Source organism: Mesorhizobium sp. M0894 (genome assembly GCF_040319725.1).
Lineage (GTDB): Bacteria > Pseudomonadota > Alphaproteobacteria > Rhizobiales > Rhizobiaceae > Mesorhizobium.
In genome coordinates this window covers 99797-122487 of record NZ_JAMYOG010000012.1, presented here as the reverse complement: position 1 = coordinate 122487, position 22691 = coordinate 99797, and the positions used below count along the sequence as shown (strand labels likewise).

Here is a 22691-nt window from a genome sequence, read left to right as displayed (position 1 = left end):
TCGTGACCACGTCAAAACTGTTGAAATCCACCGTGTTTGCCGCGGCCGGACTGAGCCTGATGGCGTTTGCGTCGACGGCATCGGCCGCCGGGGTCGGCGCCTGCTTGATCACCAAGACCGACACCAATCCCTTCTTCGTGAAGATGAAGGAAGGTGCCGCCGCGAAAGCCAAGGAAATCGGTGTCGATCTGAAAGCCTATGCCGGCAAGGCGGAAGGTGACAATGAGGGCCAGGTTGCGGCGATCGAATCCTGCATCGCCGACGGCGCCAAGGGCATTTTGATCACCGCCACCGACACTGCGGCCATCGTGCCGGCGGTGAAGAAGGCGCGCGATGCAGGGGTGCTGGTGATCGCTCTCGACACGCAGCTCGAGCCTGCCGATGCCGCGGATGCGACGTTTGCGACCGACAATTTCAAGGCCGGCGAGCTTATCGGCTCCTGGGCAAAGGCTACCTTGGGCGACAAGGCCAAGGATGCGCACATTGCCTACATGGATCTGATCGCCAGCCAGCCCTCCGTCGACGTCCAGCGTGATCAAGGCTTCATGAAGGGCTTCGGCATCGACCTCGGCGATCCCAAGAAGATCGGCGACGAAACCGACGCACGCAACGTCTGTCACGATCTGTCGAGCGGCAATGAGGATGGCGGGCATACTGCCATGGAGAATTGCCTGCAGAAGGATCCGGATATCAACGTCGTCTACACCATCAACGAACCTGCGGCCGCGGGCGCCTACCAGGCGCTGAAAGCCGTCGGCAAGGAGAAGGACGTCCTGATTGTCTCGGTCGATGGCGGCTGCCCCGGTGTCAAGAACGTTGCCGAGGGCGTGATCGGCGCCACTTCACAGCAATATCCATTGCTCATGGCCTCGCTCGGCATCGAGGCGATCAAGACCTTTGCCGACACCGGCACGAAGCCTGAGCCGTCGCCCGGTCTGAACTTCTACAACACCGGCGTCACGCTGATCACCGACAAGCCTGCCGCCGGCATCGAATCCATCGACACGAAGCAAGGCCTCAGCAAGTGCTGGGGTTGATTTGATCCCCTGATCGGCTCAACTTCAAAAGAACAATAGGGAATGTGGAGCGGTTTCGGCCGCTCCACATCACAGGCGGGGAGGCCGACTTGAGCGTCGAAACAACCAGGAGCAAGGGACCGCAGGAATTCGAGACGGTCCTGGCCGCTAGCGACGCCAGCGTCGCATCATTCGAGACGCATTCCCGCTCGACGTTGGAGAGCATCCAGCACCGCTTGCATAAAAGCCCGGCCATGGTGCCGCTGATCATCCTGCTCATCTCGGTGGTTCTGTTCGCAGTCGTCGTCGGCGGACGCTTCTTTTCTCCCTTCACCCTCACCCTGATCCTCCAGCAGGTGGCGATAACCGGCATGGTCGGCATCGCGCAGACACTGGTGGTGCTCACCGCCGGCATCGACCTGTCAGTCGGCGCCATCATGGTGCTGAGCTCGGTTGTTATGGGCCAGTTTGCCATGCATTACGGTGTTCCAGCGCCGGTCGCCGTTGCCATCGGGCTGCTTGTCGGCGCGATTTGCGGCTTGATCAACGGCATTCTCATCGCCTGGGTGAAACTGCCGCCCTTCATCGTGACGCTCGGCACCTGGTCGATCTACGCTGCCATCAACTTCATCTATTCCGGCAACGAGACCATCCGCAGCCAGGATCTCGAGGCGACGGCACCGCTGCTGCAGTTTTTCGGCGGCTCGTTCAGGATCGGCGGCGCAGTCTTCACCTATGGCGTGCTGTTGGTGCTGATCATGGGGGCAATTGCCTGGTACGTGCTCAATCACACCGCATGGGGCCGGCATGTCTACGCAGTCGGCGACGACCCGGAAGCCGCGGAACTGTCGGGGGTGCGCGTCAGCCGGATGCTGGTCACGGTCTATACCCTGACCGGCATCATTTGTGCCATCGCCGGCTGGGCCTTGATCGGACGCATCGGATCGGTCTCGCCGCAGGCCGGGCAGTTCGAGAACATCAATTCGATTACCGCCGTGGTGATTGGCGGCACATCACTGTTCGGCGGCCGCGGTTCCATCCTCGGGACCATCTTCGGTGCGCTGATCGTCGGGGTGTTCGCGCTCGGCCTCAGGCTTTGGGGGACAGATCCCCAATGGACGCAATTGTCTGTCGGCGCCCTTATCATCATCGCTGTTGGTATCGACCAGTGGATCAGGAAGATCTCGGCATGAACCAGACTCAGGAACCGATCCTTACCGCCCGCAGCCTGGTCAAACGCTACGGTCGCGTCACCGCCCTCGACAATGCCGATTTCGATCTCTATCCGGGCGAAATCCTTGCTGTCATCGGCGACAACGGCGCCGGCAAGTCGTCGCTTATCAAGGCGATTTCCGGCGCGGTCGTGCCCGACGAAGGCGAGATCCGGCTTGAAGGCAAGCCTATTGCATTCAAATCGCCGATGGAGGCCCGCGAAGCCGGCATCGAGACCGTCTACCAGAACCTGGCGCTGTCGCCGGCGCTGTCCATCGCCGACAACATGTTTCTCGGCCGCGAGATCCGCAAGCCGGGCTTTCTTGGCAGCTGGCTGCGCATGCTCGACCGTCCGGCGATGGAAAAGCGCGCCCGCGACAAGCTGACCGAACTTGGCCTGATGACCATCCAGAACATCAGCCAGGCGGTGGAAACTCTCTCCGGCGGTCAACGCCAGGGCGTGGCGGTGGCGCGCGCCGCGGCCTTCGGCTCGAAGATGGTCATCATGGATGAGCCGACGGCCGCGCTCGGCGTCAAGGAGAGCCGCCGCGTGCTCGAACTGATACTCGACGTCAAACGCCGAGGCCTGCCGATCGTGCTGATTTCACACAATATGCCGCATGTCTTCGAGGTGGCGGACCGCATTCACATTCATCGGCTCGGCCGTCGCCTGTGCGTCATCGATCCGAAGCAGTATACGATGTCCGACGCGGTCGCCTTCATGACCGGCGCCAAGGTGCCGCCGGAGGCGGCGCTGGCGGCCTGAACAAGAACTTGAGGCCCGCCGCTGAGGGCGCGGTGTTTCAATGCCAAATTGCCGCAGGGCAACCCGGCTTGCGGTCGCCTGAATCCATTGAACATCCGGTGGGATGCATTAGCATTGGCGGAGATGGTGAAAGCCGCATGATCCTGGCAACGTCACGAGAGGCAGCATGACGCGCGCGATGACAACCGAAGCTCCTCTGCCCACCCTCGAAAACCCGGATCCCAAGACGCTCGCCGACGAAGTCTTGCAGGCCCTCAAATACAGGGTCGGCAAGGGCACCAACGTTGCAACCCAGTACGATTGGCTCACCGCCTCGATCAAGGTTGTGCGCGACCGCATCGTCGATCATTGGATGCAGGCGACCCAAGAGGCCTACGCCCAGCAGGAAAAGCGCGTCTATTACCTGTCACTGGAATTCCTCATCGGCCGCTTGATGCGCGATGCCTTCTCCAATCTCGGCCTGATGGACAATATGCGCGAGGCGCTGTCGTCACTTGGCGTCGACCTCGACATCATTGCTGCGCTCGAACCGGACGCTGCCCTTGGCAATGGCGGCCTTGGCCGGCTCGCCGCCTGCTTCATGGAAAGCATGGCTACCGTCGATATCCCCGCGCATGGCTATGGCATTCGCTACGCCAACGGCATGTTTCGGCAGGAGATCCATGACGGCTGGCAAGTCGAACTGCCCGAGACATGGCTCGATCACGGCAATCCTTGGGAGTTCGAACGCCGCGAACGCTCCTTCGAGGTCGGCTTCGGCGGCTCGGTGGAATCGATCACCTCGAAGGATGGCAGGCTCGAGCGCCATGTCTGGAAGCCGACCGAACATGTTCTGGCCGTTGCTTACGATACCCCGGTGGTTGGCTGGCGGGCCAACCGCGTCAACACGCTGCGTCTGTGGTCCGGCATGCCGGTCGATCCGATCCTGCTCGACAAGTTCAACGCCGGCGATCACATCGGCGCGCTCGCCGAGAGCAACAAGGCCGATGCGCTGTCGCGCGTCCTTTACCCGGCCGATTCCCACAAGGCAGGCCAGGAGTTGCGGCTCAGGCAGGAGTATTTCTTCTCCACCGCCTCGCTGCAGGACATCCTTCAGCGTCATCTCAGCCAGTATGGCGACCTGCAATCGCTGCCCGACAAGGCGGCGATCCATCTCAACGACACCCATCCGGCCATCGCCGTCCCCGAGCTGATGCGCCTGTTGATGGATGTCCACGGCATGGATTTCGACCAGGCGTGGAGCATCACCAAGCGCACCTTCGGCTACACCAACCACACGCTGCTGCCCGAAGCGCTGGAAAGCTGGCCCGTGCCGCTATTCGAGCGGCTGTTGCCGCGCCACATGCAGATCGTCTACGCCATCAACGCCGAGGTGCTGCTCGAGGCGCGCGTCTCCGACCAGTTCTCGGACGAGCAGATCAGCCGCATCTCGCTGATCCAGGAAAATGGCGATCGCCGCGTGCGTATGGGCAATCTGGCCTTTGTTGGCTCGCACTCGATCAACGGCGTCTCGGCACTGCATACGGAATTGATGAAGGAGACGGTGTTTGCCGACCTCCACAGGCTCTACCCGGATCGCATCAACAACAAGACCAACGGGATCACACCGCGGCGCTGGCTGATACAGTGCAATCCCGGCCTCACGGCACTCACCCGAGAGGCGATCGGCGACGGCTTCCTCGACGACATCGACGAGATAAAGCTGCTCGATCCTTTCGCCGAGGACGCTGCCTTCCGCGACAAGTTCGCCGCTGTCAAACGGGCGAACAAGACGAGGCTTGCCAATCTCGTTGCCGACCGGCTCGGCATCAAGGTGGACCCCTCGGCGCTGTTCGACATCCAGGTCAAGCGCATCCACGAATACAAGCGCCAGCTCTTGAACATTCTCGAAGCGGTCGCGCTTTACGACCAGATCCGCTCGCATCCGGAGCGCGACTGGATGCCCCGCGTCAAGTTCTTCGGCGGCAAGGCGGCGCCCAGCTATCACAACGCCAAGCTGATCATCAAACTTGCCAACGACGTCGCCCGGGTCATCAACCGCGACCCGGCGGTGCGCGGCTTGCTGAAAGTGGTGTTCGTGCCGAACTACAATGTCAGCCTAGCCGAGATCATGATGCCGGCCGCCGATCTTTCGGAGCAGATATCGACCGCCGGCATGGAAGCGTCCGGCACCGGCAACATGAAGTTCGCGCTGAACGGCGCGCTGACCATCGGCACGCTCGACGGCGCCAATGTCGAGATCAAGGAATGCGTCGGCGACGACAACATCTTCATCTTCGGCCTGACCACCGATGAGGTCGCCGAGCGGCGCAACAATGGTTACGATCCGCGCGCCGTAATCGAGGGATCGCCTGAATTGGCGCAGGCGCTTGCCGCGGTTTCGTCCGGGGTCTTTTCGCCTGACGATCCGGACCGTTATCGCGACCTGATCAACGGCCTTTACCAGAGCGACTGGTTCATGGTCGCTGCGGATTTCGATGCCTACGCCGCCACCCAGCGCGACGTCGATGCCGTCTGGCGCAACAGCCCGGACTGGTACGCCAGAGCCATCCGCAATGTCGCCCGCGTCGGCTGGTTCTCGTCCGACCGCACGATCCGCCAATATGCGAAAGACATCTGGCACGTGCCCGCCTGATGTGATTGCATGAGACCAGGAACAATGTGGCCCTAGTGGAGTGATTTGACCTTCGCATCCCTTGGAAGGTCAGGCGGCCTGCGACTGTCGAATTCAAAACTTCACTAGAAACACGCACTTGGTGCCCGAGGAGGGACACTGCCTGATGAGCAAGCCGCGCGCGACCGTTGCGACAAGCGGGCCGGACGGACTGGCGCCAGCCGGCGATGTCGCGGCGATTGTCGCCGGCACGCATGGCGACCCGTTCTCCGTGCTTGGCGTGCATGAGGCGGGGAAGGGCTTTGTCGGCCGCTGCTTCGTCCCTCATGCCGAGTCCGTCACCGCCTATACGCTGACCGGCAAGAAGGCCGGCGAGCTGTCGAGACGCGACGATCGCGGCTTCTTCGAGGGCAAACTGTCGCTGCGCAAACGCCAGCCGCTGCGCTATCACGCCAGGAACGCCGGCGGCGACTGGTGGCTGACCGATCCATATTCCTTCGGCCCCGTGCTCGGCCCGCTGGACGATTATTACATCGCCGAAGGATCGCATCTCAGGCTGTTCGACAAGCTCGGCGCTCATCTCATCGACCATGAGGGTGCATCGGGCGTACATTTTGCGGTGTGGGCGCCCAATGCAAGGCGTGTCTCGGTGGTCGGCGACTTCAACGAGTGGGACGGCCGCAGGCACACCATGCGCGACCGCCGCGATACCGGTATCTGGGAGCTGTTCATTCCCGACATCGGCGCCGGCCGCCCTTATAAATACGAGATCATCGGGCCGGATGGCGTGAGATTGCCGCTCAAGGCAGATCCGTTCGCCTTCAAATCCGAACTGCGCCCGGCTACCGCCTCGGTGACGGCGCTGCCGCCGGTGCATGAATGGGGCGACGAGGCGCACCGGAACTACTGGCGCAATGCCGACCACAGGCGCGAGGCCGTATCGATCTACGAGGTCCATGCCGGCTCATGGCGGCTTCACGACGACGGCAGCTTCCTGTCATGGGACGAACTCGCCGACCGGCTGATCCCCTATGTGGTCGAGACGGGTTTCACCCACATCGAATTCATGCCGATCTCCGAACACCCCTATGACCCGTCCTGGGGCTACCAGACGACCGGTCTCTATGCGCCGAGCGCCCGCTTTGGCGATCCGGACGGTTTTGCCCGCTTCGTCGACGGTGCCCACCGCGCCGGCATCGGCGTCATCCTTGACTGGGTGCCGGCGCATTTCCCGGTTGACGAACACGGTCTGGCAAAGTTCGACGGCACCGCACTCTACGAACATGCCGATCCGCGCAAGGGCTTCCATCCCGACTGGAACACCGCGATCTACAATTTCGGTCGTCGCGAGGTGGTCTCGTTCCTTGTCAACAATGCGCTGTTCTGGGCAGAGAAATATCACGTCGACGGTCTGCGCGTCGATGCGGTCGCCTCGATGCTTTATCTCGATTATTCGCGCAAGGCCGGTGAATGGATTCCCAACGAGAAAGGCGGGCGCGAGAACCTGGAAGCGGTCAGCTTCCTGCAACGGATGAACAAGGAGGTCTACGGCCACCATCCGGGCGTGATGACGATCGCCGAGGAATCGACCTCGTGGCCGAAAGTCTCGCAACCGGTGCATGAAGGCGGACTGGGCTTCGGTTTCAAGTGGAACATGGGCTTCATGCACGACACTCTGGAGTATTTCTCCAAGGAGCCGATCTTCCGCAAGCATCACCACAACGACATCACCTTCGGCCTGGTCTACGCCTTCAGCGAGAATTTCGTGCTGCCGCTGTCCCATGACGAGGTGGTGCACGGCAAGGGCACGCTGCTTAACAAGATGGCCGGCGACGACTGGCAGAAATTCGCGACGCTGCGCGCCTATTACGCCTTCATGTGGGGCTATCCCGGCAAGAAGCTGTTGTTCATGGGCCAGGAGTTCGCGCAACGCCGCGAGTGGAGCGAGGCGCGCGCGCTCGACTGGAACCTGCTCGATTTCCGGCTCCACCGTGGTGTCTGGCAGACGGTGCGCGATCTCAACTATCTCTACCGCTCGCGCCCGGCGCTGCATGCCCGCGACTGCGAGCCGGAGGGCTTTTCCTGGCTGATCGTCGATGACAGCGCGAATTCGGTGTTCGCTTGGCTGCGCAGCGCGCCGGGCGGCAACCCGGTCGCCGTCATTTCCAACTTCACGCCGGTGCCGCGCGACAATTACCGCGTGCCGTTGCCGCAGACCGGAAAATGGCGCGAGATCATCAACACCGACGCCACGGACTATGGCGGTTCCGGCAAGGGCAACAGCGGCCTCGTCGAGGCTCGGGCGGAAGGAGGAGGCATTTCGGCGACGATGCTTTTGCCGCCGCTGTCGACGATCATGCTCGAATTCGTCCCGGACTGAGCTATGTCTGGAGCATCTAACCTGGGAGGATAGGAATGGCTGAAATAAAACGAACACAGCCGCTGGCACGCGACGCCATGGCTTATGTGCTGGCCGGCGGCCGTGGCAGCCGGCTCAAGGAACTGACCGACCGCCGCGCCAAGCCGGCGGTCTATTTCGGCGGCAAGACCCGCATCATCGATTTCGCGCTGTCCAATGCGCTCAATTCCGGTATCCGTCGCCTCGGCGTCGCCACCCAGTACAAGGCGCATTCGCTGATCCGCCACCTGCAGCGCGGCTGGAACTTCCTGCGGCCCGAGCGCAACGAGAGTTTCGACATCTTGCCGGCCAGCCAGCGTGTGTCGGAAACACAGTGGTATGAGGGCACCGCCGACGCCGTGTACCAGAACATCGACATCATCGAGGCCTATGGGCCGGAATACATGGTCATCCTGGCCGGCGACCACGTCTACAAGATGGATTACGAATTGATGCTGCGCCAGCATGTAGAGGCCGGCGCCGATGTCACCGTCGGCTGCCTCGAAGTGCCGCGCATGGAAGCCACCGGCTTCGGCGTCATGCATGTCGACACCAAGGACACCATCATCTCCTTCATCGAGAAGCCCGCCGATCCGCCCGGCATTCCCGACAAGCCGGATTTTGCGCTGGCCTCGATGGGCATCTATGTGTTCAAGACCAAGTTCCTGATGGAGCAATTGCGTCGCGATGCGGCGGAACCCGGCTCCAGCCGTGACTTCGGCAAGGATATCATCCCCTACATCGTCGAGCACGGAAAGGCGATCGCCCATCGTTTCGCCAAATCCTGCGTGCGCTCGACCGCCGAGAACGAGGCCTATTGGCGCGACGTCGGCACGGTCGACGCCTATTGGGAAGCCAATATCGACCTGACCGACATCACGCCGGAACTCGACCTCTACGACCGCGACTGGCCGATCTGGACCTACGCCGAGTTGAAGCCGCCGGCAAAGTTCGTGCATGACGAAGATGGCCGCCGCGGGTCGGCCGTGTCGTCTCTCGTGTCGGGCGATTGCATCGTTTCGGGCGCTTCGCTGAAGCGAAGCCTGATCTTCACCGGGGCGCGCATCAATTCCTATTCGACGCTGGAGGAGGTCGTCATGCTGCCCGATGTCCATGTCGGCCGCAACGCCAGGCTGAAGCGCGTGGTCATCGATCACGGCGTCAGGATCCCGGAGGGGCTGGTGGTCGGCGAGGATCCTGTCCTCGACGCCAAGCGTTTCCGCGTTTCGGAAAAAGGCATCTGCCTGGTCACGCAGGACATGGTCAACAGGCTGGGATCGTAGTGCATGCAGGTTCTGTCGGTGGCGCCCGAGATCTTTCCGCTGGTCAAAACCGGAGGGCTCGCCGACGTGACTGGCGCCTTGCCCGTGGCATTGGCCGGCAACGGCGTCAACATGCGCACGCTCGTCCCCGGCTATCCTCAGGTGATGGGCGCCTTCAGGAAAAAGAAGGCGGTTCAGCAATATCCATTGCTGCAGGGTGGGAAGGCTTCGGTGCATGCCGTCCAGATCGCCGGGCTCGACCTGTTTGTGCTCGACGCGCCGCATCTTTTCGACCGTCCCGGCGGCCCGTACGGCAACGCGACCGGCGCCGACTGGCCGGACAATTGGCGGCGGTTCGCGGCCTTGAGCCAGGTCGGCGGTGATATTGCTGCCGGCGCCATCTCCGGCTACCTGCCCGATATCGTCCATGCCCATGACTGGCAGTCGGCAATGACGCTCGCCTATATGCGCTACGGCAAGGCGGTCGGCACGCCGTCGATGATCACCGTCCATAACCTCGCCTTCCAGGGCCAGTTCGGCGCCGGCATCTTTGGCGAGCTTGGCCTGCCGGCGGCGGCGATGGCGCTCGACGGCGTCGAATATTATGGCGGCGTCGGCTTCCTCAAGGCCGGCCTGCAGGCCGCCTGGGCGATCACCACGGTCAGCCCGACCTATGCGCAGGAAATCCGCTTGCCCGAATTCGGCATGGGCCTCGACGGCCTGATCAACATGCGCTCCGTCGATCTCCATGGCATCGTCAACGGCATCGATACCGAGATCTGGAACCCGGAAACCGACACGCATCTGGTCTCCAACTACACGGCAAAGACGCTTAAGGCGCGAATGCCCAACAAGGCCGCGGTCGAGGACCGTTTCAGCCTCGATCGCGATGACAGCCCGATCGTCTGCGTTGTCAGCCGGCTGACCTGGCAAAAGGGCATGGACATATTGGCGGCGGCCGTCGACGGTATCGTCGCGGCAGGTGCACGGCTGGCAATCCTTGGGTCTGGCGACGCCGGTCTCGAAGGCGCGTTGCTTGCCGCCGCAGCCCGCCATCGTGGTCGCATCGGCGTCGTCGTCGGCTATGACGAGGGGCTCTCCCACACCATGCAGGGCGGCTGCGACGCCATCATTATCCCGTCGCGCTTCGAACCTTGCGGGCTGACGCAGCTTTACGGCCTGCGCTATGGCTGCGTGCCGGTCGTCGCGCGCACCGGCGGCCTTGCCGACACGGTTATCGATGCCAACGAAGCCGCCATCTCTGCCGGCGTGGCGACCGGCTTCCAGTTTGCGCCCGCCAATGCTGGCGCCCTGCTGCACGCCATCCGCCGCCTTGTCGAAGCGCATGCCAATTCCGCGGTGTGGGCGTCGATGCAGCGGCAAGGCATGAAGGCCGACGTGTCGTGGGACAAAAGCGCCGAAAAATATGTCCAACTCTATCGCTTGCTGCTTTCGAAAAGGGCTGCCTGACTGATGATCCGCACTGTCGCCACAAAACCCTATCCCGACCAGAAGCCCGGCACCTCCGGGCTGCGCAAGAAAGTCCCGGTGTTCCAGCAGGAGCACTATGCCGAGAACTTCATCCAGTCGATCTTCGACGCGCTGGACGGGTTCGAGGGCAAGACCCTGGTGATCGGCGGCGACGGCCGCTTTTATAACCGCGAGGTCATCCAGAAGGCCATCGCCATGGCCGCGGCAAACGGCTTCGGCAAGGTGATGGTCGGGCAGGGCGGTATCTTATCCACGCCGGCCGCTTCGCATGTCATCCGCAAATACAAGACCTTCGGCGGCATCATCCTGTCCGCCAGCCACAATCCGGGTGGCCCGCATGAGGATTTCGGCATCAAATACAATGCCGGCAATGGCGGCCCGGCGCCGGAAAAGCTGACCGACGCGATCTTCGAAAAAACCAAGGCGATTTCGAGCTTCAAGATCGCCGATATCGGACCGGTCGACATCGACACGATCGGCACGGTCAAGGCAGGAGACATGACCGTCGAAATCATCGATCCGGTCGCCGACTATGCCGAACTGATGGAAAGCCTGTTCGATTTCAATGCCTTGCGGGCGCTGTTCAAATCAGGCTTCCGCATGCGCTTCGACGCCATGCATGCGGTGACCGGCCCCTACGCCAAGGAGATCCTCGAAAACCGGCTAGGCGCGCCCAACGGCACCGCTCGCAATTTTATCCCGCTGCCGGATTTCGGCGGCCACCATCCCGATCCCAATCTGGTGCATGCAAAACACCTCTACGACGAGATGATGGGGCCGGATGCGCCCGACTTTGGCGCTGCCTCCGACGGCGACGGCGACCGCAACCTGATCATCGGCAAGGGCATTTTCATAACCCCGTCGGATTCGGTGGCGATGCTCGCTGCCAATGCCCATCTGGCTCCGGGCTACAAGGCCGGGCTGAAAGGCATCGCCCGTTCAATGCCGACCAGCGGTGCCGCCGACCGGGTCGCTGAAAAGCTCGGCATCGGCATCTATGAAACGCCAACCGGCTGGAAGTTCTTCGGCAATCTGCTGGATGCCGGCATGGCGACGATCTGCGGCGAGGAGAGTGCGGGGACCGGCTCCAACCATGTCCGCGAAAAGGACGGGCTGTGGGCCGTGCTTTTGTGGCTCAACATCCTTGCCGCGCGTGGTGAAAGCGCCAGGCAGATCGTCACCGAGCATTGGGCGGCCTATGGGCGCAACTACTATTCGCGCCACGACTACGAGGAGGTCGAGACCGATCGTGCCAACGCGCTTGTCGACGAGCTGCGCGCCAAGCTCGGCTCGCTGCCTGGCACCAGCGTGCGCGGCATGACGATCGCCAGCGCCGATGATTTCGCCTATCACGATCCGGTCGATGGCTCGGTCAGCAAGAACCAGGGCATCAGGGTGTTGTTCGAAGGCGGCTCACGCGTCGTCTTCCGCCTGTCCGGCACCGGCACCTCGGGCGCGACGCTGCGCCTTTATTTCGAGCGCTACGAGCCAGACAAGAGCCGCCACGATCTCGACACCCAGGAGGCGCTTGCCGATCTGATTGCGGCGGCCGACGACATTGCCGGGATTCGCAGCCATACCGGCCGCGCCAAGCCGAGCGTGATTACGTGAGCTTGGAGCGGCGCGCCTTTCCTTCTCCCCTTGTGGGGTCCGAAGGACGGGGCGAGACCCGTGGCTCGCCCCCGGGCGGTGGATCGGCGCGAAGCGCCGAGACGGATGAGGGGTGTTGGAAGGAATGCCGTCCGCGCCAAGCTGGAGCACCCCTCATCCGTCGCCTTCGGCGACACCTTCTCCCACAACGGGAGAAGGGGGAGCTAACCTGGCAACGCCTCAAACTGTCTACGACCTGCTGCTGTGAGCGCGCGTGAGCCAACTCGGCGCAACCATCACCAAAGAAGGCATTCGCTTCGCCGTATGGTCCTCGTCGGCTCGGCGCATCTGGGTCTCGATTTTCGACGAGCGAGGAAGGCGCGAGATCGACCGGCTTGAACTGCAGCCCGAGGGCGACGGCGTGCATACGCTTTTTGTTGCCGGTCTCGCCGCCGGCACCCGATACGGGTTCCGCGCCGATGGCGACTACGCGCCGGAACAGGGGCTCTGGTTCGATCCCGACAAGCTGCTGGCCGATCCCTATGCCGTCGAGATCGACAGACCCTATGCCTATGACGGCCGGCTCGCCGCACGCCAGGGCGAGGGGGGCGACACGGCGTCGCTGATGCCGAAGGCCATTGCCGGCGCCTTGCCGGAACCCTTGCCCGCCTTGCCGCCTCTGTTTAGGCCCGGCGGCCTCATCTACGAGGTGCAGGTGCGCGCCTTCACAAAGCTGCATCCCGACATTCCCGAGAAGCAACGCGGCACCATTGCAGCCCTCGCTCATCCTCTTGTTGTCGAGCATCTGCAAAAACTCGGCGTTGCAGCCGTGGAGTTGATGCCGGTGACTGCATCGATCGACGAACGGCATTTGCCGCCGCTCGGGCTGGGCAACGCCTGGGGCTACAATCCCGTGACCTTCATGGCGCTGGATCCGCGACTGGCGCCCGGCGGTCTGGCTGAGCTGCGCGAAACGGTCGCCGCGCTGCGCGAGGCCGGCATCGGTACCATTCTCGACCTGGTGTTCAACCACACCGGCGAAAGCGACCGGCTCGGCCCGACATTGTCGCTGCGCGGGCTCGACAACCGCGCCTACTACCGGCACGAGGCCGACGGCGCTCTGGTCAATGACACCGGAACCGGCAATATGGTTGCCTGCGATCATCCGGTCGTCCGGGAAATGGTCCTCGACACGCTTCGCCACTTTGTCCAGCACGCCGGTGTCGACGGGTTCCGCTTTGACCTGGCGCCGATCCTTGGCCGCGTCGACGGCGTTTTCGACGCCGATGCGCCGCTGCTGAACGCCATTCGCAACGACCCAGTTCTTGCCGACCGTGTGCTGGTCGCTGAGCCCTGGGACATCGGACCGGATGGCTATCAGCTCGGCAATTTTCCGCCGCCCTTCCTCGAATGGAACGACAAATACCGTGATGATATCCGCCGCTTCTGGCGCGGCGACGGCGGCATGATCGGTGCGCTGGCGACGCGGCTTGCGGGGTCGTCCGATGTCTTTGCCAAACCAGGCCAGGCAACGGTCCGCAGCATCAATTTCATCGCCGCACATGACGGGATGACACTGGCCGACATCGTTGCCTATGAACACAAGCACAACGAGGCCAATGGCGAACAGAACCGCGACGGCCACGACGACAACCTGTCCTGGAACAATGGCGTCGAGGGCCAGACCGACGACCAGTCAATCGTTACGGCCCGTTTCGATGACCAACGCGCACTGCTGGCGACGCTCTTTGCCTCGCGCGGCACGATCATGCTGACGGCCGGCGACGAATTCGGCCGCACGCAGCGCGGCAACAACAACGCCTACGCGCAGGACAATGACATCACCTGGCTCGACTGGGCCGGGCGCGACCGGGCGCTGGAGCGGTACACGGCTCTGCTCGCCAAGATGCGTCGTGCCGCGCCGGCGCTTTTGGACGCAAGCTTTCTCACCGGCGAGCCTGCGGCCGGCTCGGAAATAGCTGACGTCGTCTGGCTGAGCGAAACCGGCGTGCCGCTCGACGAAGCAGCCTGGCACGATCCTAGGCGGCATCGGCTGGTCATGGTTCTCGGCGATGAGGACGGTCGCCTTGCCGTGATCATCAATGGTGACCGTCGGGCCTGCATGTTCACGCTGCCGGAACGGGCGGGTTTTCATTGGTGCCCAGCCATCGAAACGGATAGTGGCGATATCTCACGGCCGGTTTTGGGGCGAACGGTCATATTCATGATCGAAAGCAGGGCCGCGCAGGCGGGCGCAGGGGAGAGCCATGATGGGTGACAATGCCGAATGGTGGCGCGGCTGCGTCATCTACCAGATCTACCCGCGCTCCTTCCAGGACACGACAGGCGACGGTAGCGGCGATCTCCTCGGCATCACCTCGAGGCTTGCCCATGTCGCATCGCTCGGTGTCGACGCCGTTTGGCTGTCGCCTTTCTTCAAGTCGCCAATGGCCGACATGGGCTACGACGTATCGGATTACTGCGCCGTCGATCCGATGTTCGGCACATCAGAGGATTTCGACGCGCTGATTGCAGAGGCGCACCGGCTCGGCCTGAAAGTGATCATCGATCAGGTCTTGTCACATTCGTCGGATCGGCACGAATGGTTCGTCGAAAGCCGAACGAGCCGCGATAACGCCAAGGCCGACTGGTACGTCTGGGCCGATGCGAAGCCCGACGGCACCGCGCCCAACAACTGGCTGTCGCTTTTCGGCGGCCCCGCCTGGGAATGGGACGCAACGCGCAGGCAATATTACCTGCATAATTTCCTCGCCTCGCAGCCGGACCTGAATTTCCACAATCCGCAGGTGCAGGACGCCTTGCTGGAAACGGTGCGGTTCTGGCTCGAGCGTGGCGTCGACGGTTTCCGGCTGGATACGGTCAACTATTACGTCCACGACCGCTGGCTCCGCAGCAACCCGCCTTTGGCGGAAAGCGTCGCCGGCACCAATACGGCAACCAGCCCCTATTTTTACCAGGAGCATCTGTTCGACAAGACGCAGCCGGAAAACCTTGCTTTTCTCAGGCGCTTCCGGGCGTTGCTTGACGAGTACGAAGGCCGCGCCGCGGTCGGCGAGATTGGTGACGAAAGCCGTTCGTTGCAGACGCTTGCCGCCTACACGGGCGGCGGCGACAAGCTCCAAATGTCCTACACGTTCGACCTGCTTGGCCCGCAATTCTCCGCGGCGCATGTGCGCGGTTGTGTCGAGGCCTTCGAGAGTACGGTGTTCGACGGCTGGGTTTGCTGGGCATTCTCCAACCACGATGTCGTGCGCCATGTCAGCCGCTGGACAAGGCCGGGCGGCGATCCGGACAGGGTGGCGAAATTCTCAATCGTGCTGCTTTCTTGCCTGCGCGGGTCGATCTGCCTCTATCAGGGCGAGGAGCTCGGGCTGGAGGAGGCCGAACTGGCGTTCGAGGATTTGCGCGATCCTTTCGGCATCCGCTTCTGGCCGGAGATCAAGGGGCGGGATGGGTGCCGCACGCCGATGGTCTGGGAGGCTGGCGCCGATAATGCCGGCTTTTCAACCGGCAAGCCGTGGCTTCCGGTCCCGGCAAACCATCGCGCCCGCGCGGTCGATGTCCAGGACGGCGAGCAAACCTCCGTCCTGGCGAGCTACCGGGCGATGCTGGCCTTGCGCAAGCAGCATCCGGCGCTGGTTCGAGGCTCGATCCGGTTTCTCGATGCTGAGGGCGACGTCCTTGCCTTCATTCGCGAAGGCGGTGACGAAAAGCTGCTCTGCGTCTTCAATTTTGCCGATGAGCCGGCCGGCTGGCAATCGCCGCCGGATCTGGATGTGATAGAGCCGATAGATCTTGGCAGTACTACCGGCGTCTTGCAGGAAGGAGCTCTATCCCTGCCGCCGCTCGGCTGCTTTCTCGGCCGGATCGGCTGATCTCTATTTGATCTCATTGAACGAGTACGGAGCGCCCGCAAGTCGCGCCGACAACCCGGACATCGGCCTCGCCGACATGCACGCCAAGCGCTGCAAGAACGTTATAAACCAGTGCGTCGACAGGCGCCGTCACGCCGTTCAGAACCGTTACCACCGCCGGCTTCACCGTTCCGAGCAGAGCCGTCACGTCCAGCCCGAGGCCCAGCGCATTGACCGAGAGCGACAGCCCGCTGACCAGTGACGTGGTGAGCGATTGCGTCAGGTTCTTCGTCGAAACCGTCTTTATCGTCTTGTTGGCGATATCGGTGCTGTCGAACGTCAATGTGGTCGGATCGTTGTTGGTGATCGCAAGTGCTGAAGAACCCTTCACATCGAGCAGATTGAGGGTGAGCAGCAGGAGCTTCACGCTTACCTGTGCAATCGTGGCATCGGAGAACGATTGCGGATTGCTGAAATCGGCGAAGGCCGATGGGTTGTTGTCGGCGTCGCTGGCGGCAAGGTGCAGCGAGGCCACGCCAGGCTGCGCGGCGATCGAGACCTTGATGCTATCCGGCCGGCCCGTCGGGCAGCTGATGTCGGTTAGTTTGGCTTCCGCATAGGCGACTTCGACATGCAGAGGCAGGTTGACGGATAGCAGACTGATGCCGCCGCCGAGATTGGAATTGCCGATGCCGACTGTGGTGACCAGCTTGATTCGTGTCTGCGCAGTGCGCACCACGGTGCCTTTTTCCCCGACGGCCAGCCAGGGTGAATATTGCATCGGTTCACCGATGGCGACGGCGAGCGTGGTGGAGGTAAGTCCCGGAATAGTGGCGCCGAGATCGACCTGGACCTGGTTTGAGCCATTGGCCAGCGAGGCGGCGGCACCCAGCATGCCCATCGCGCTTGCGTCGACGGAAAAGCCTGGAGACTTTTGTCCGAGGCCGAGCTTGCCGATCGAACCAAGGTCGACAAGATGATTGAGCGGTATCTTGGCCGTGTTGGTAGCCCTCGACGCGATTGTCTGTAGGACAAGTTTGCTGGCGCTGCCCGTCCCCGAAGCATTGGCCATGGCGGTCGCGATCTGGCCTACCGTCGCTTTCGAGGCCAGCACTTCGGAATAGCTGACGCCGGTCAGTTGCAACTGCACCGCAAGGGCATCGACGAACGAAAGCACGTTGACGTCGGCCGAAATCAGCGCGTTGTAGTCCATGACGCTGAGCGAGATGTTTCCGCCCAGCAGCTTACTGAGAAGCGCGTTGAGGATGCCGCCGTTGACGCTGAGAAGCCTGGATCCGACCGAGAACATCGCTTGCGGCGTCATGCTGGCAATGGCTTCGGTGCCGACAACCGGAGTAGGGATGAGCGAACTGGCGAAATACCGGGCGGGGATTTTGTGTAGAGTGACGCGAACGGCGTTGTAAGGCGTTTTACCGGCTTCGAAGCGCTTGTCGACCCCGACCGAGGACGCCGCTGAGTATCGGCCGCCGGTGACGGACACGACGGTTTTCCCAACCGTGGGAACGATTGTCTCACCCGGCTTTTGAACAATGATGCCGGGCATTCGGTTGTCACTGAGCGTGGTTACCGCCGCGGCTTCCATATTGTTGATGTTCGACGCCGCGGTGATCGCCGCCAGATCGGTCATCGCCTGGGCTTCCCTGCGCTCCGTGTAGATCGAACCTTCGTCGACAGCGAAGGCCGCCAGCCCCAGCGCGAATGGCGCTATCAGCGCAGTCATGACGGCAAAGTTCGCCTTCTTGTCGCCAACGATGGAGCGAGCGATCCGCCCGATGCCCCTCAGCAAGAACTGCGACATTTCAAATGCCTCCAATCCTGATGGTAGACCTGCGCGAGATCGTGGTTTGCGGCATCGCAAGGCTGGGCAACAGGTTCCAGATCGGCAGGTTGCTGGCATCGTACTGGATCGACACGACGAACTGATTTCCGTCGGCCGTGCTGTCCGTCGCCTGATAGGTCAGCTTGCCGGAATCGACGAACGGGTATCCACTGGCATTGTTTTTGACGAAACCCGCCACCAGCGCCTGGCGCTCGGTTTGGTTCAATCCGGCAATTGCAGTACGGGCGGCATCGGCGGCGATTTGCTGCAACGAGTTGCTTGCACCAAAATAGATACCATATGCAACCATTCCGAGTACGAGCAGGATAAAGATCGGGGAAAGCAGGGCGAATTCGACCGCGGAAGTTCCGGATTCTTCTCCAATTTTGCGTAGATTTGCCCTTATTGGGCGCAATATTTTACGCTTTAATGTGACAGTATTACTGTCTATCTTGTTCATTGCCCTTGCCCGTTGGACCATAAAGGTCGATGTGCCGAACCCATCGGGATTTGTAACCCTTGGTTGCCTAAGAACCAATTAATACATTCCGGTAAACTGAAATGATCAGCCAGATTATCGGCGTTCTGGCCAGGAAACCCAGCCAAACTCATGCTTTCGATCATTGATTGGCGGTTCGCAAAGCGGCTGCCCCGGCCCCCTTACTTTGGGTGACCCCGAGAGTCTGTTGAAATAAAAAATCTCCACGTTACTGTTTGGCCACCAGCTGCCGGAAAGGGAACCGGCTGCGCGCTCGAAAGGAACCAGCCAATCGGTTTCGGGGCGTCAACACTTAGAGACGTAGCTGAAGGGCGACGTCATTAGGGAGAACTCCATGCTGAAACATGTGCTGAAGGCGACGGTACTCGCCACGACCATGGTCTTGGCCGCCGGTACGTTCTACACGCCGGCTTTCGCCGAAACCGTCTACAACCGCGGAGCCGCCGCCGAAGCGGAGACGCTCGATCCGCACAAGACCTCGACGGTCTACGAAGCCGATATCATACGCGACCTGTTCCAGGGCCTCGTCATGCATGACCAGAAGACGAACCTCATTCCGGGCGCAGCCGAAAGCTGGACGGTGTCCGACGACGGCACTGTCTACACCTTCAAGCTGCGCAAGGACGGCCTCTGGTCGGATGGCAGCCCGGTGACGGCGGACGACTTCGTTTATTCGTTCCGTCGGCTGGAAGATCCGGCCACCGCTGCCGAATACGCTTCCATGCTCTATCCGGTGAAGGGTGCCGAGGAAGTCAACACCAAGAAGGGAAAGCCGGAGGATATGGGCGTCAAGACGATTGACGCAAATACCCTCGAAGTCACCCTCAAGGCGCCAACGCCTTACTTCCTGGAGATGCTGACCCATCAGGCGACCTTTCCGGTTAACAAGGCGTCCATCGAAAAGCTTGGCGCCGACTGGATCAAGGCAGGCAAGCTGGTCTCCAACGGGGCCTTTACAGCGGCGGAGTGGATTCCCAACGACCATCTCAAGCTGGTGAAGAATCCGAAATTCTGGGACGCCGCCAGCGTCAAGTTAGACGTGGTCAACTACATCCCGACCGAGGATCGCTCGTCTGCGATGAAGCGCTTCGAGGCCGGCGAATTCGACAGTTACGGTGACCTGCCGACGGAACAGCTCGCCGATCTCAAGTCCAAATTCGGCGACCAGGTCCGTGTCGGGCCATATCTCGGCACCTACTATTATGCGATCAAGACCGACAAGGCGCCGTGGGACAATGTCGAACTGCGCAACGCCATCTCGATGGCGATCGATCGCGACTTTCTCGCCGAAAAAGTCTGGCAGAATTCGATGCTGCCCGGCTATTCGATGGTGCCTCCGGGCATCGAGGGCTACACGCCGGCACTGGCCAAATACGCTGACATGCCGCAGATCGACCGCGAGGATGAAGCCAAGAAAATCCTGGAGAAGCTCGGCTATACGCCCGAGCATCCGTTGAAGATGCAGATCCGCTACAACACCTCGGAAAACCACAAGAACACCGCTGTCGCCATCCAGGAACAGCTGAAGCCGCTTGGCGTCGAGGTCACGCTGCTCAACACCGATACCAAGACCCACTACTCCTTCCTTGAGCAGAAGGGCGACTATGATGTGGCGCGTGCCGCGTGGATCGCCGACTACAAGGATCCGGAAACCTTCCTTGGCATCACCCGCAAGGCCAGCGGCAACAACTATTCGAGCTACGTCAGCCCGAAATACGAAGAGGCCATGGACAAGGCCGCCGCCGCCGGCGGCAAGCCCGAAGAGCGCATGAAGGAACTCGCCAAGGCCGAGCGCATCCTCGTCGACGATGTCGGTAACATCCCGCTTCTCTACTACAGCTACCACGACATCGTTTCCTCGAAGCTGCACGGCTTCGACGACAATGTGATGGACATCCATCCGTCCCGCTTCATCAGCAAGGACTGATCCCTTAGCCAGGCCGCCGCGCAACTCGATGCGCGGCGGCGCTGGTTTGCCATCGCATCGGCCCGGGAACCGGATTCGATTTTCGACAATGTCGGTGCGAAGATTTGAAGGCTAGAGCGCAATCGTCCAGTTGGACGCGCGCTGCTCTGGATCAAGCGGGGCACCGATGCTGCGTTACGTATTTCGGCGGCTGCTGACCGCCATCCCGACGCTGTTCGTCATCGTGACCATAGCGTTCTTCCTGATACGCGTCGCGCCGGGCGGCCCGTTCAACCAGGAGCGGGGCCTGAGCCCCGAGATCAGGGCCAATCTCGAAGCCCAGTTCGGGCTCAACGACCCGCTCTGGCTGCAGTACCTCCATTATTTAGGCAATCTTCTGCGCGGCAATTTCGGCCCCAGCTACAACATGCCGGATTTCACCGTCGGCGAGTTGTTCAGGGAAGGCCTGCCTATCTCGATCCAACTCGGCGCTTCGGCGCTCGTTCTGGCGCTGCTTCTCGGCAGCGTGCTCGGCACTGTTGCCGCGCTCAACCAGAACAAGCTTGCCGACTATTCGGTGATCGCGTTGGCGACCGCCGGCAGCACCATTCCGACCTTCGTCATCGCTCCGGTGATCCAGCTTGTATTCGGATTGACCTGGAAGCTGCTGCCGATCGGCGGCTGGGGCGATGGAGCCGTCATCAATAAGGTCGGCCCGGTGCTGACGCTCGCTCTGCCGCAGATCGCCATCGTCGCTCGATTGATGCGCGGCTCGATGATCGAATCGCTGCACTCGCATCACATCCGCACCGCCCGCGCGCTTGGGTTGTCGAACTGGTCGGTCGTCGTCAAGCATGCGCTGCGCGGCGCCATCCTGCCGATCGTCTCCTTCACCGGTCCGGCGGCCGCAGCCCTTCTCACCGGCTCGATCATCGTCGAGACCATCTTCTCTATCCCGGGCATCGGCCGCCATTTTGTCGTTGCCGCACTCAATCGCGACTACACACTGGTGATGGGGACGGTGGTGGTCATCGCGCTCTTCACCATTGTCTTCAACCTGATCGTCGACGTCCTCTATGGTGTCGTTGATCCGAGGGTGCGCTATGACTGATATCGCAGTTGCAGCACCGGTCGTCGGCCGATCCCTGTGGGGGGATGCGTGGGCGCGCCTCAAGGCCAACCGCGCGGCCATGTTCAGCCTCTATTATCTTGCCTTCATCGCCGTCATCAGCGTGTTTGGACCCTCTTTCGTGCCGCACCAATACACCACCATCTATGGCGACTATGTCCGCACGCCGCCGAGCTTCTCCGCCTATCCAAAGGCCGACATGATCGAAGGCGCTCTCGACGAGGCGATCAGGCGTATGCGCGTCGACATCAAGGAGTGGCGGCAGGAGGGCAGCCGTGTGTTCGTTACCGTCAGATCGTCCAAGCCGATCGACGACCGCAACATTCGCTACCTTGATCGTTCCGATACCTTCGATGACACAAAGATCGAGAGCAAATCGCCGGACGGTCTCGAAATGGTGATGAGTGCATCGATCAAGCAGCAATATTTCCTGTTCGGCACCGACAATACCGGCCGCGATCTCCTGTCGCGAACGCTGATGGCCGGGCGCATATCGCTGGCCATCGGCCTGCTTGCCGGCATTGTGGCGGTGGTGATCGGCGTGCTCTATGGCGCCACCGCCGGCTTTGCCGGCGGCAGGGTCGACGAGGTGATGATGCGTATCGTCGACGTGCTTTATTCTTTGCCGTTCATCTTCTTCGTCATCATGCTGGTGGTGTTCTTCGGCAGGAATTTCGTGCTGATGTTCCTGGCCGTCGGCGCCGTGCTGTGGCTCGACATGGCGCGCATCGTGCGCGGACAGGCGCTATCGATCCGCCGGCAGGAATATGTCCAGGCGGCGGAGGCGATGGGCGTCGGGCAGCGCGGCATTCTGCTGCGCCATGTGATCCCCAATTTGCTCGGGCCGGTGGTGATCTACATGACGCTGCTGGTGCCGCAGGTCATCATCCTGGAGAGTTTTTTGTCGTTCCTCGGGCTCGGCGTCCAGGAGCCGATGACCAGCTGGGGCGTGCTGATTTCGGTCGGCGCCCAGAATATCGGCTCGGCCAACTGGCTGCTTTTGTTCCCGGCCTTCTTTCTCGTCTCGACATTGTTCGCGCTGAATTTCGTCGGCGATGGGCTGCGCGACGCGCTCGACCCGAGGGATCGTTGA

Annotated in this window: 15 protein-coding genes; 13 read left to right on the top strand and 2 right to left on the bottom strand. The window is 61.8% G+C overall.

Translation table 11 applies throughout. The features are described from left to right. Nucleotides 1-20 precede the first annotated feature (20 nt). The 10 genes from NKH91_RS22345 (at nucleotide 21) to bglA (ending at nucleotide 16245) form a co-directional block, all read left to right on the top strand. On the top strand, nucleotides 21-1037 hold the full coding sequence (locus NKH91_RS22345) for a sugar ABC transporter substrate-binding protein (RefSeq protein ID WP_352848372.1): 1017 nt from the start codon (nucleotides 21-23) through the stop codon (nucleotides 1035-1037). A gap of 89 nt (nucleotides 1038-1126) precedes the next feature. After that, nucleotides 1127-2209, top strand: coding sequence for an ABC transporter permease (locus tag NKH91_RS22340; protein WP_023718452.1), 1083 nt, complete (start codon nucleotides 1127-1129; stop codon nucleotides 2207-2209). Next, on the top strand, nucleotides 2206-2994 hold the full coding sequence (locus NKH91_RS22335; protein WP_023718451.1) for an ATP-binding cassette domain-containing protein: 789 nt from the start codon (nucleotides 2206-2208) through the stop codon (nucleotides 2992-2994). The genes NKH91_RS22340 and NKH91_RS22335 overlap by 4 nt, the downstream gene beginning before the upstream one ends. Before the next feature lie 166 nt (nucleotides 2995-3160). Then, nucleotides 3161-5629: a glycogen/starch/alpha-glucan phosphorylase gene (locus NKH91_RS22330; RefSeq protein WP_023718450.1), complete on the top strand. Its 2469-nt coding sequence runs from the start codon at nucleotides 3161-3163 to the stop codon at nucleotides 5627-5629. A 145-nt stretch (nucleotides 5630-5774) separates the two neighbouring features. Then, the gene (gene glgB, locus NKH91_RS22325; protein ID WP_352848354.1) at nucleotides 5775-7988 is read left to right on the top strand and encodes a 1,4-alpha-glucan branching protein GlgB; all 2214 of its coding nucleotides are present in this window, start codon (nucleotides 5775-5777) and stop codon (nucleotides 7986-7988) included. A gap of 35 nt (nucleotides 7989-8023) precedes the next feature. Further along, a complete protein-coding gene (gene glgC / locus NKH91_RS22320) occupies nucleotides 8024-9289 on the top strand; it encodes a glucose-1-phosphate adenylyltransferase (RefSeq protein ID WP_352717089.1) in 1266 nt (421 codons plus the stop codon). 3 nt (nucleotides 9290-9292) lie between these two features. Next, nucleotides 9293-10738 (top strand): glycogen synthase GlgA, encoded by a 1446-nt coding sequence (gene glgA / locus NKH91_RS22315; protein WP_352848357.1) that lies wholly within the window; start codon nucleotides 9293-9295, stop codon nucleotides 10736-10738. A gap of 3 nt (nucleotides 10739-10741) precedes the next feature. Then, nucleotides 10742-12370 carry an alpha-D-glucose phosphate-specific phosphoglucomutase gene (locus tag NKH91_RS22310; protein ID WP_352848360.1) on the top strand — a complete coding sequence of 543 codons (1629 nt, stop codon included), beginning with the start codon at nucleotides 10742-10744 and terminating at the stop codon, nucleotides 12368-12370. A 253-nt stretch (nucleotides 12371-12623) separates the two neighbouring features. After that, a complete protein-coding gene (glgX, locus tag NKH91_RS22305; RefSeq protein ID WP_023718445.1) occupies nucleotides 12624-14627 on the top strand; it encodes a glycogen debranching protein GlgX in 2004 nt (667 codons plus the stop codon). Continuing rightward, complete coding sequence (bglA, locus tag NKH91_RS22300) at nucleotides 14617-16245, top strand: beta-galactosidase BglA (protein ID WP_023718444.1); 1629 nt, start codon at nucleotides 14617-14619, stop codon at nucleotides 16243-16245. Before glgX ends, bglA begins: the two co-directional genes overlap by 11 nt. Before the next feature lie 13 nt (nucleotides 16246-16258). Here bglA and NKH91_RS22295 read toward each other — a convergent pair whose 3' ends face one another. Both NKH91_RS22295 and NKH91_RS22290 read right to left on the bottom strand, forming a co-directional pair. Next, complete coding sequence (locus tag NKH91_RS22295) at nucleotides 16259-18043, bottom strand: pilus assembly protein TadG-related protein (protein WP_023718443.1); 1785 nt, start codon at nucleotides 18041-18043, stop codon at nucleotides 16259-16261. Nucleotide 18044: 1 nt separating this feature from the next. After that, complete coding sequence (locus tag NKH91_RS22290) at nucleotides 18045-18524, bottom strand: TadE family protein (RefSeq protein WP_084642568.1); 480 nt, start codon at nucleotides 18522-18524, stop codon at nucleotides 18045-18047. 373 nt (nucleotides 18525-18897) lie between these two features. Here NKH91_RS22290 and NKH91_RS22285 point away from each other — a divergent pair, with 373 nt between their 5' ends. The 3 genes from NKH91_RS22285 to NKH91_RS22275 all read left to right on the top strand — a co-directional run bounded on the left by NKH91_RS22285 (nucleotide 18898) and on the right by NKH91_RS22275 (nucleotide 22691). Next, entirely contained in the window at nucleotides 18898-20490 is a 1593-nt protein-coding gene (locus tag NKH91_RS22285) for a peptide ABC transporter substrate-binding protein (RefSeq protein WP_352848362.1), read from the top strand. 166 nt (nucleotides 20491-20656) lie between these two features. Beyond that, complete coding sequence (locus tag NKH91_RS22280) at nucleotides 20657-21580, top strand: ABC transporter permease subunit (RefSeq protein ID WP_023718440.1); 924 nt, start codon at nucleotides 20657-20659, stop codon at nucleotides 21578-21580. Next, entirely contained in the window at nucleotides 21573-22691 is a 1119-nt protein-coding gene (locus NKH91_RS22275) for an ABC transporter permease (RefSeq protein WP_023718439.1), read from the top strand. The genes NKH91_RS22280 and NKH91_RS22275 overlap by 8 nt, the downstream gene beginning before the upstream one ends.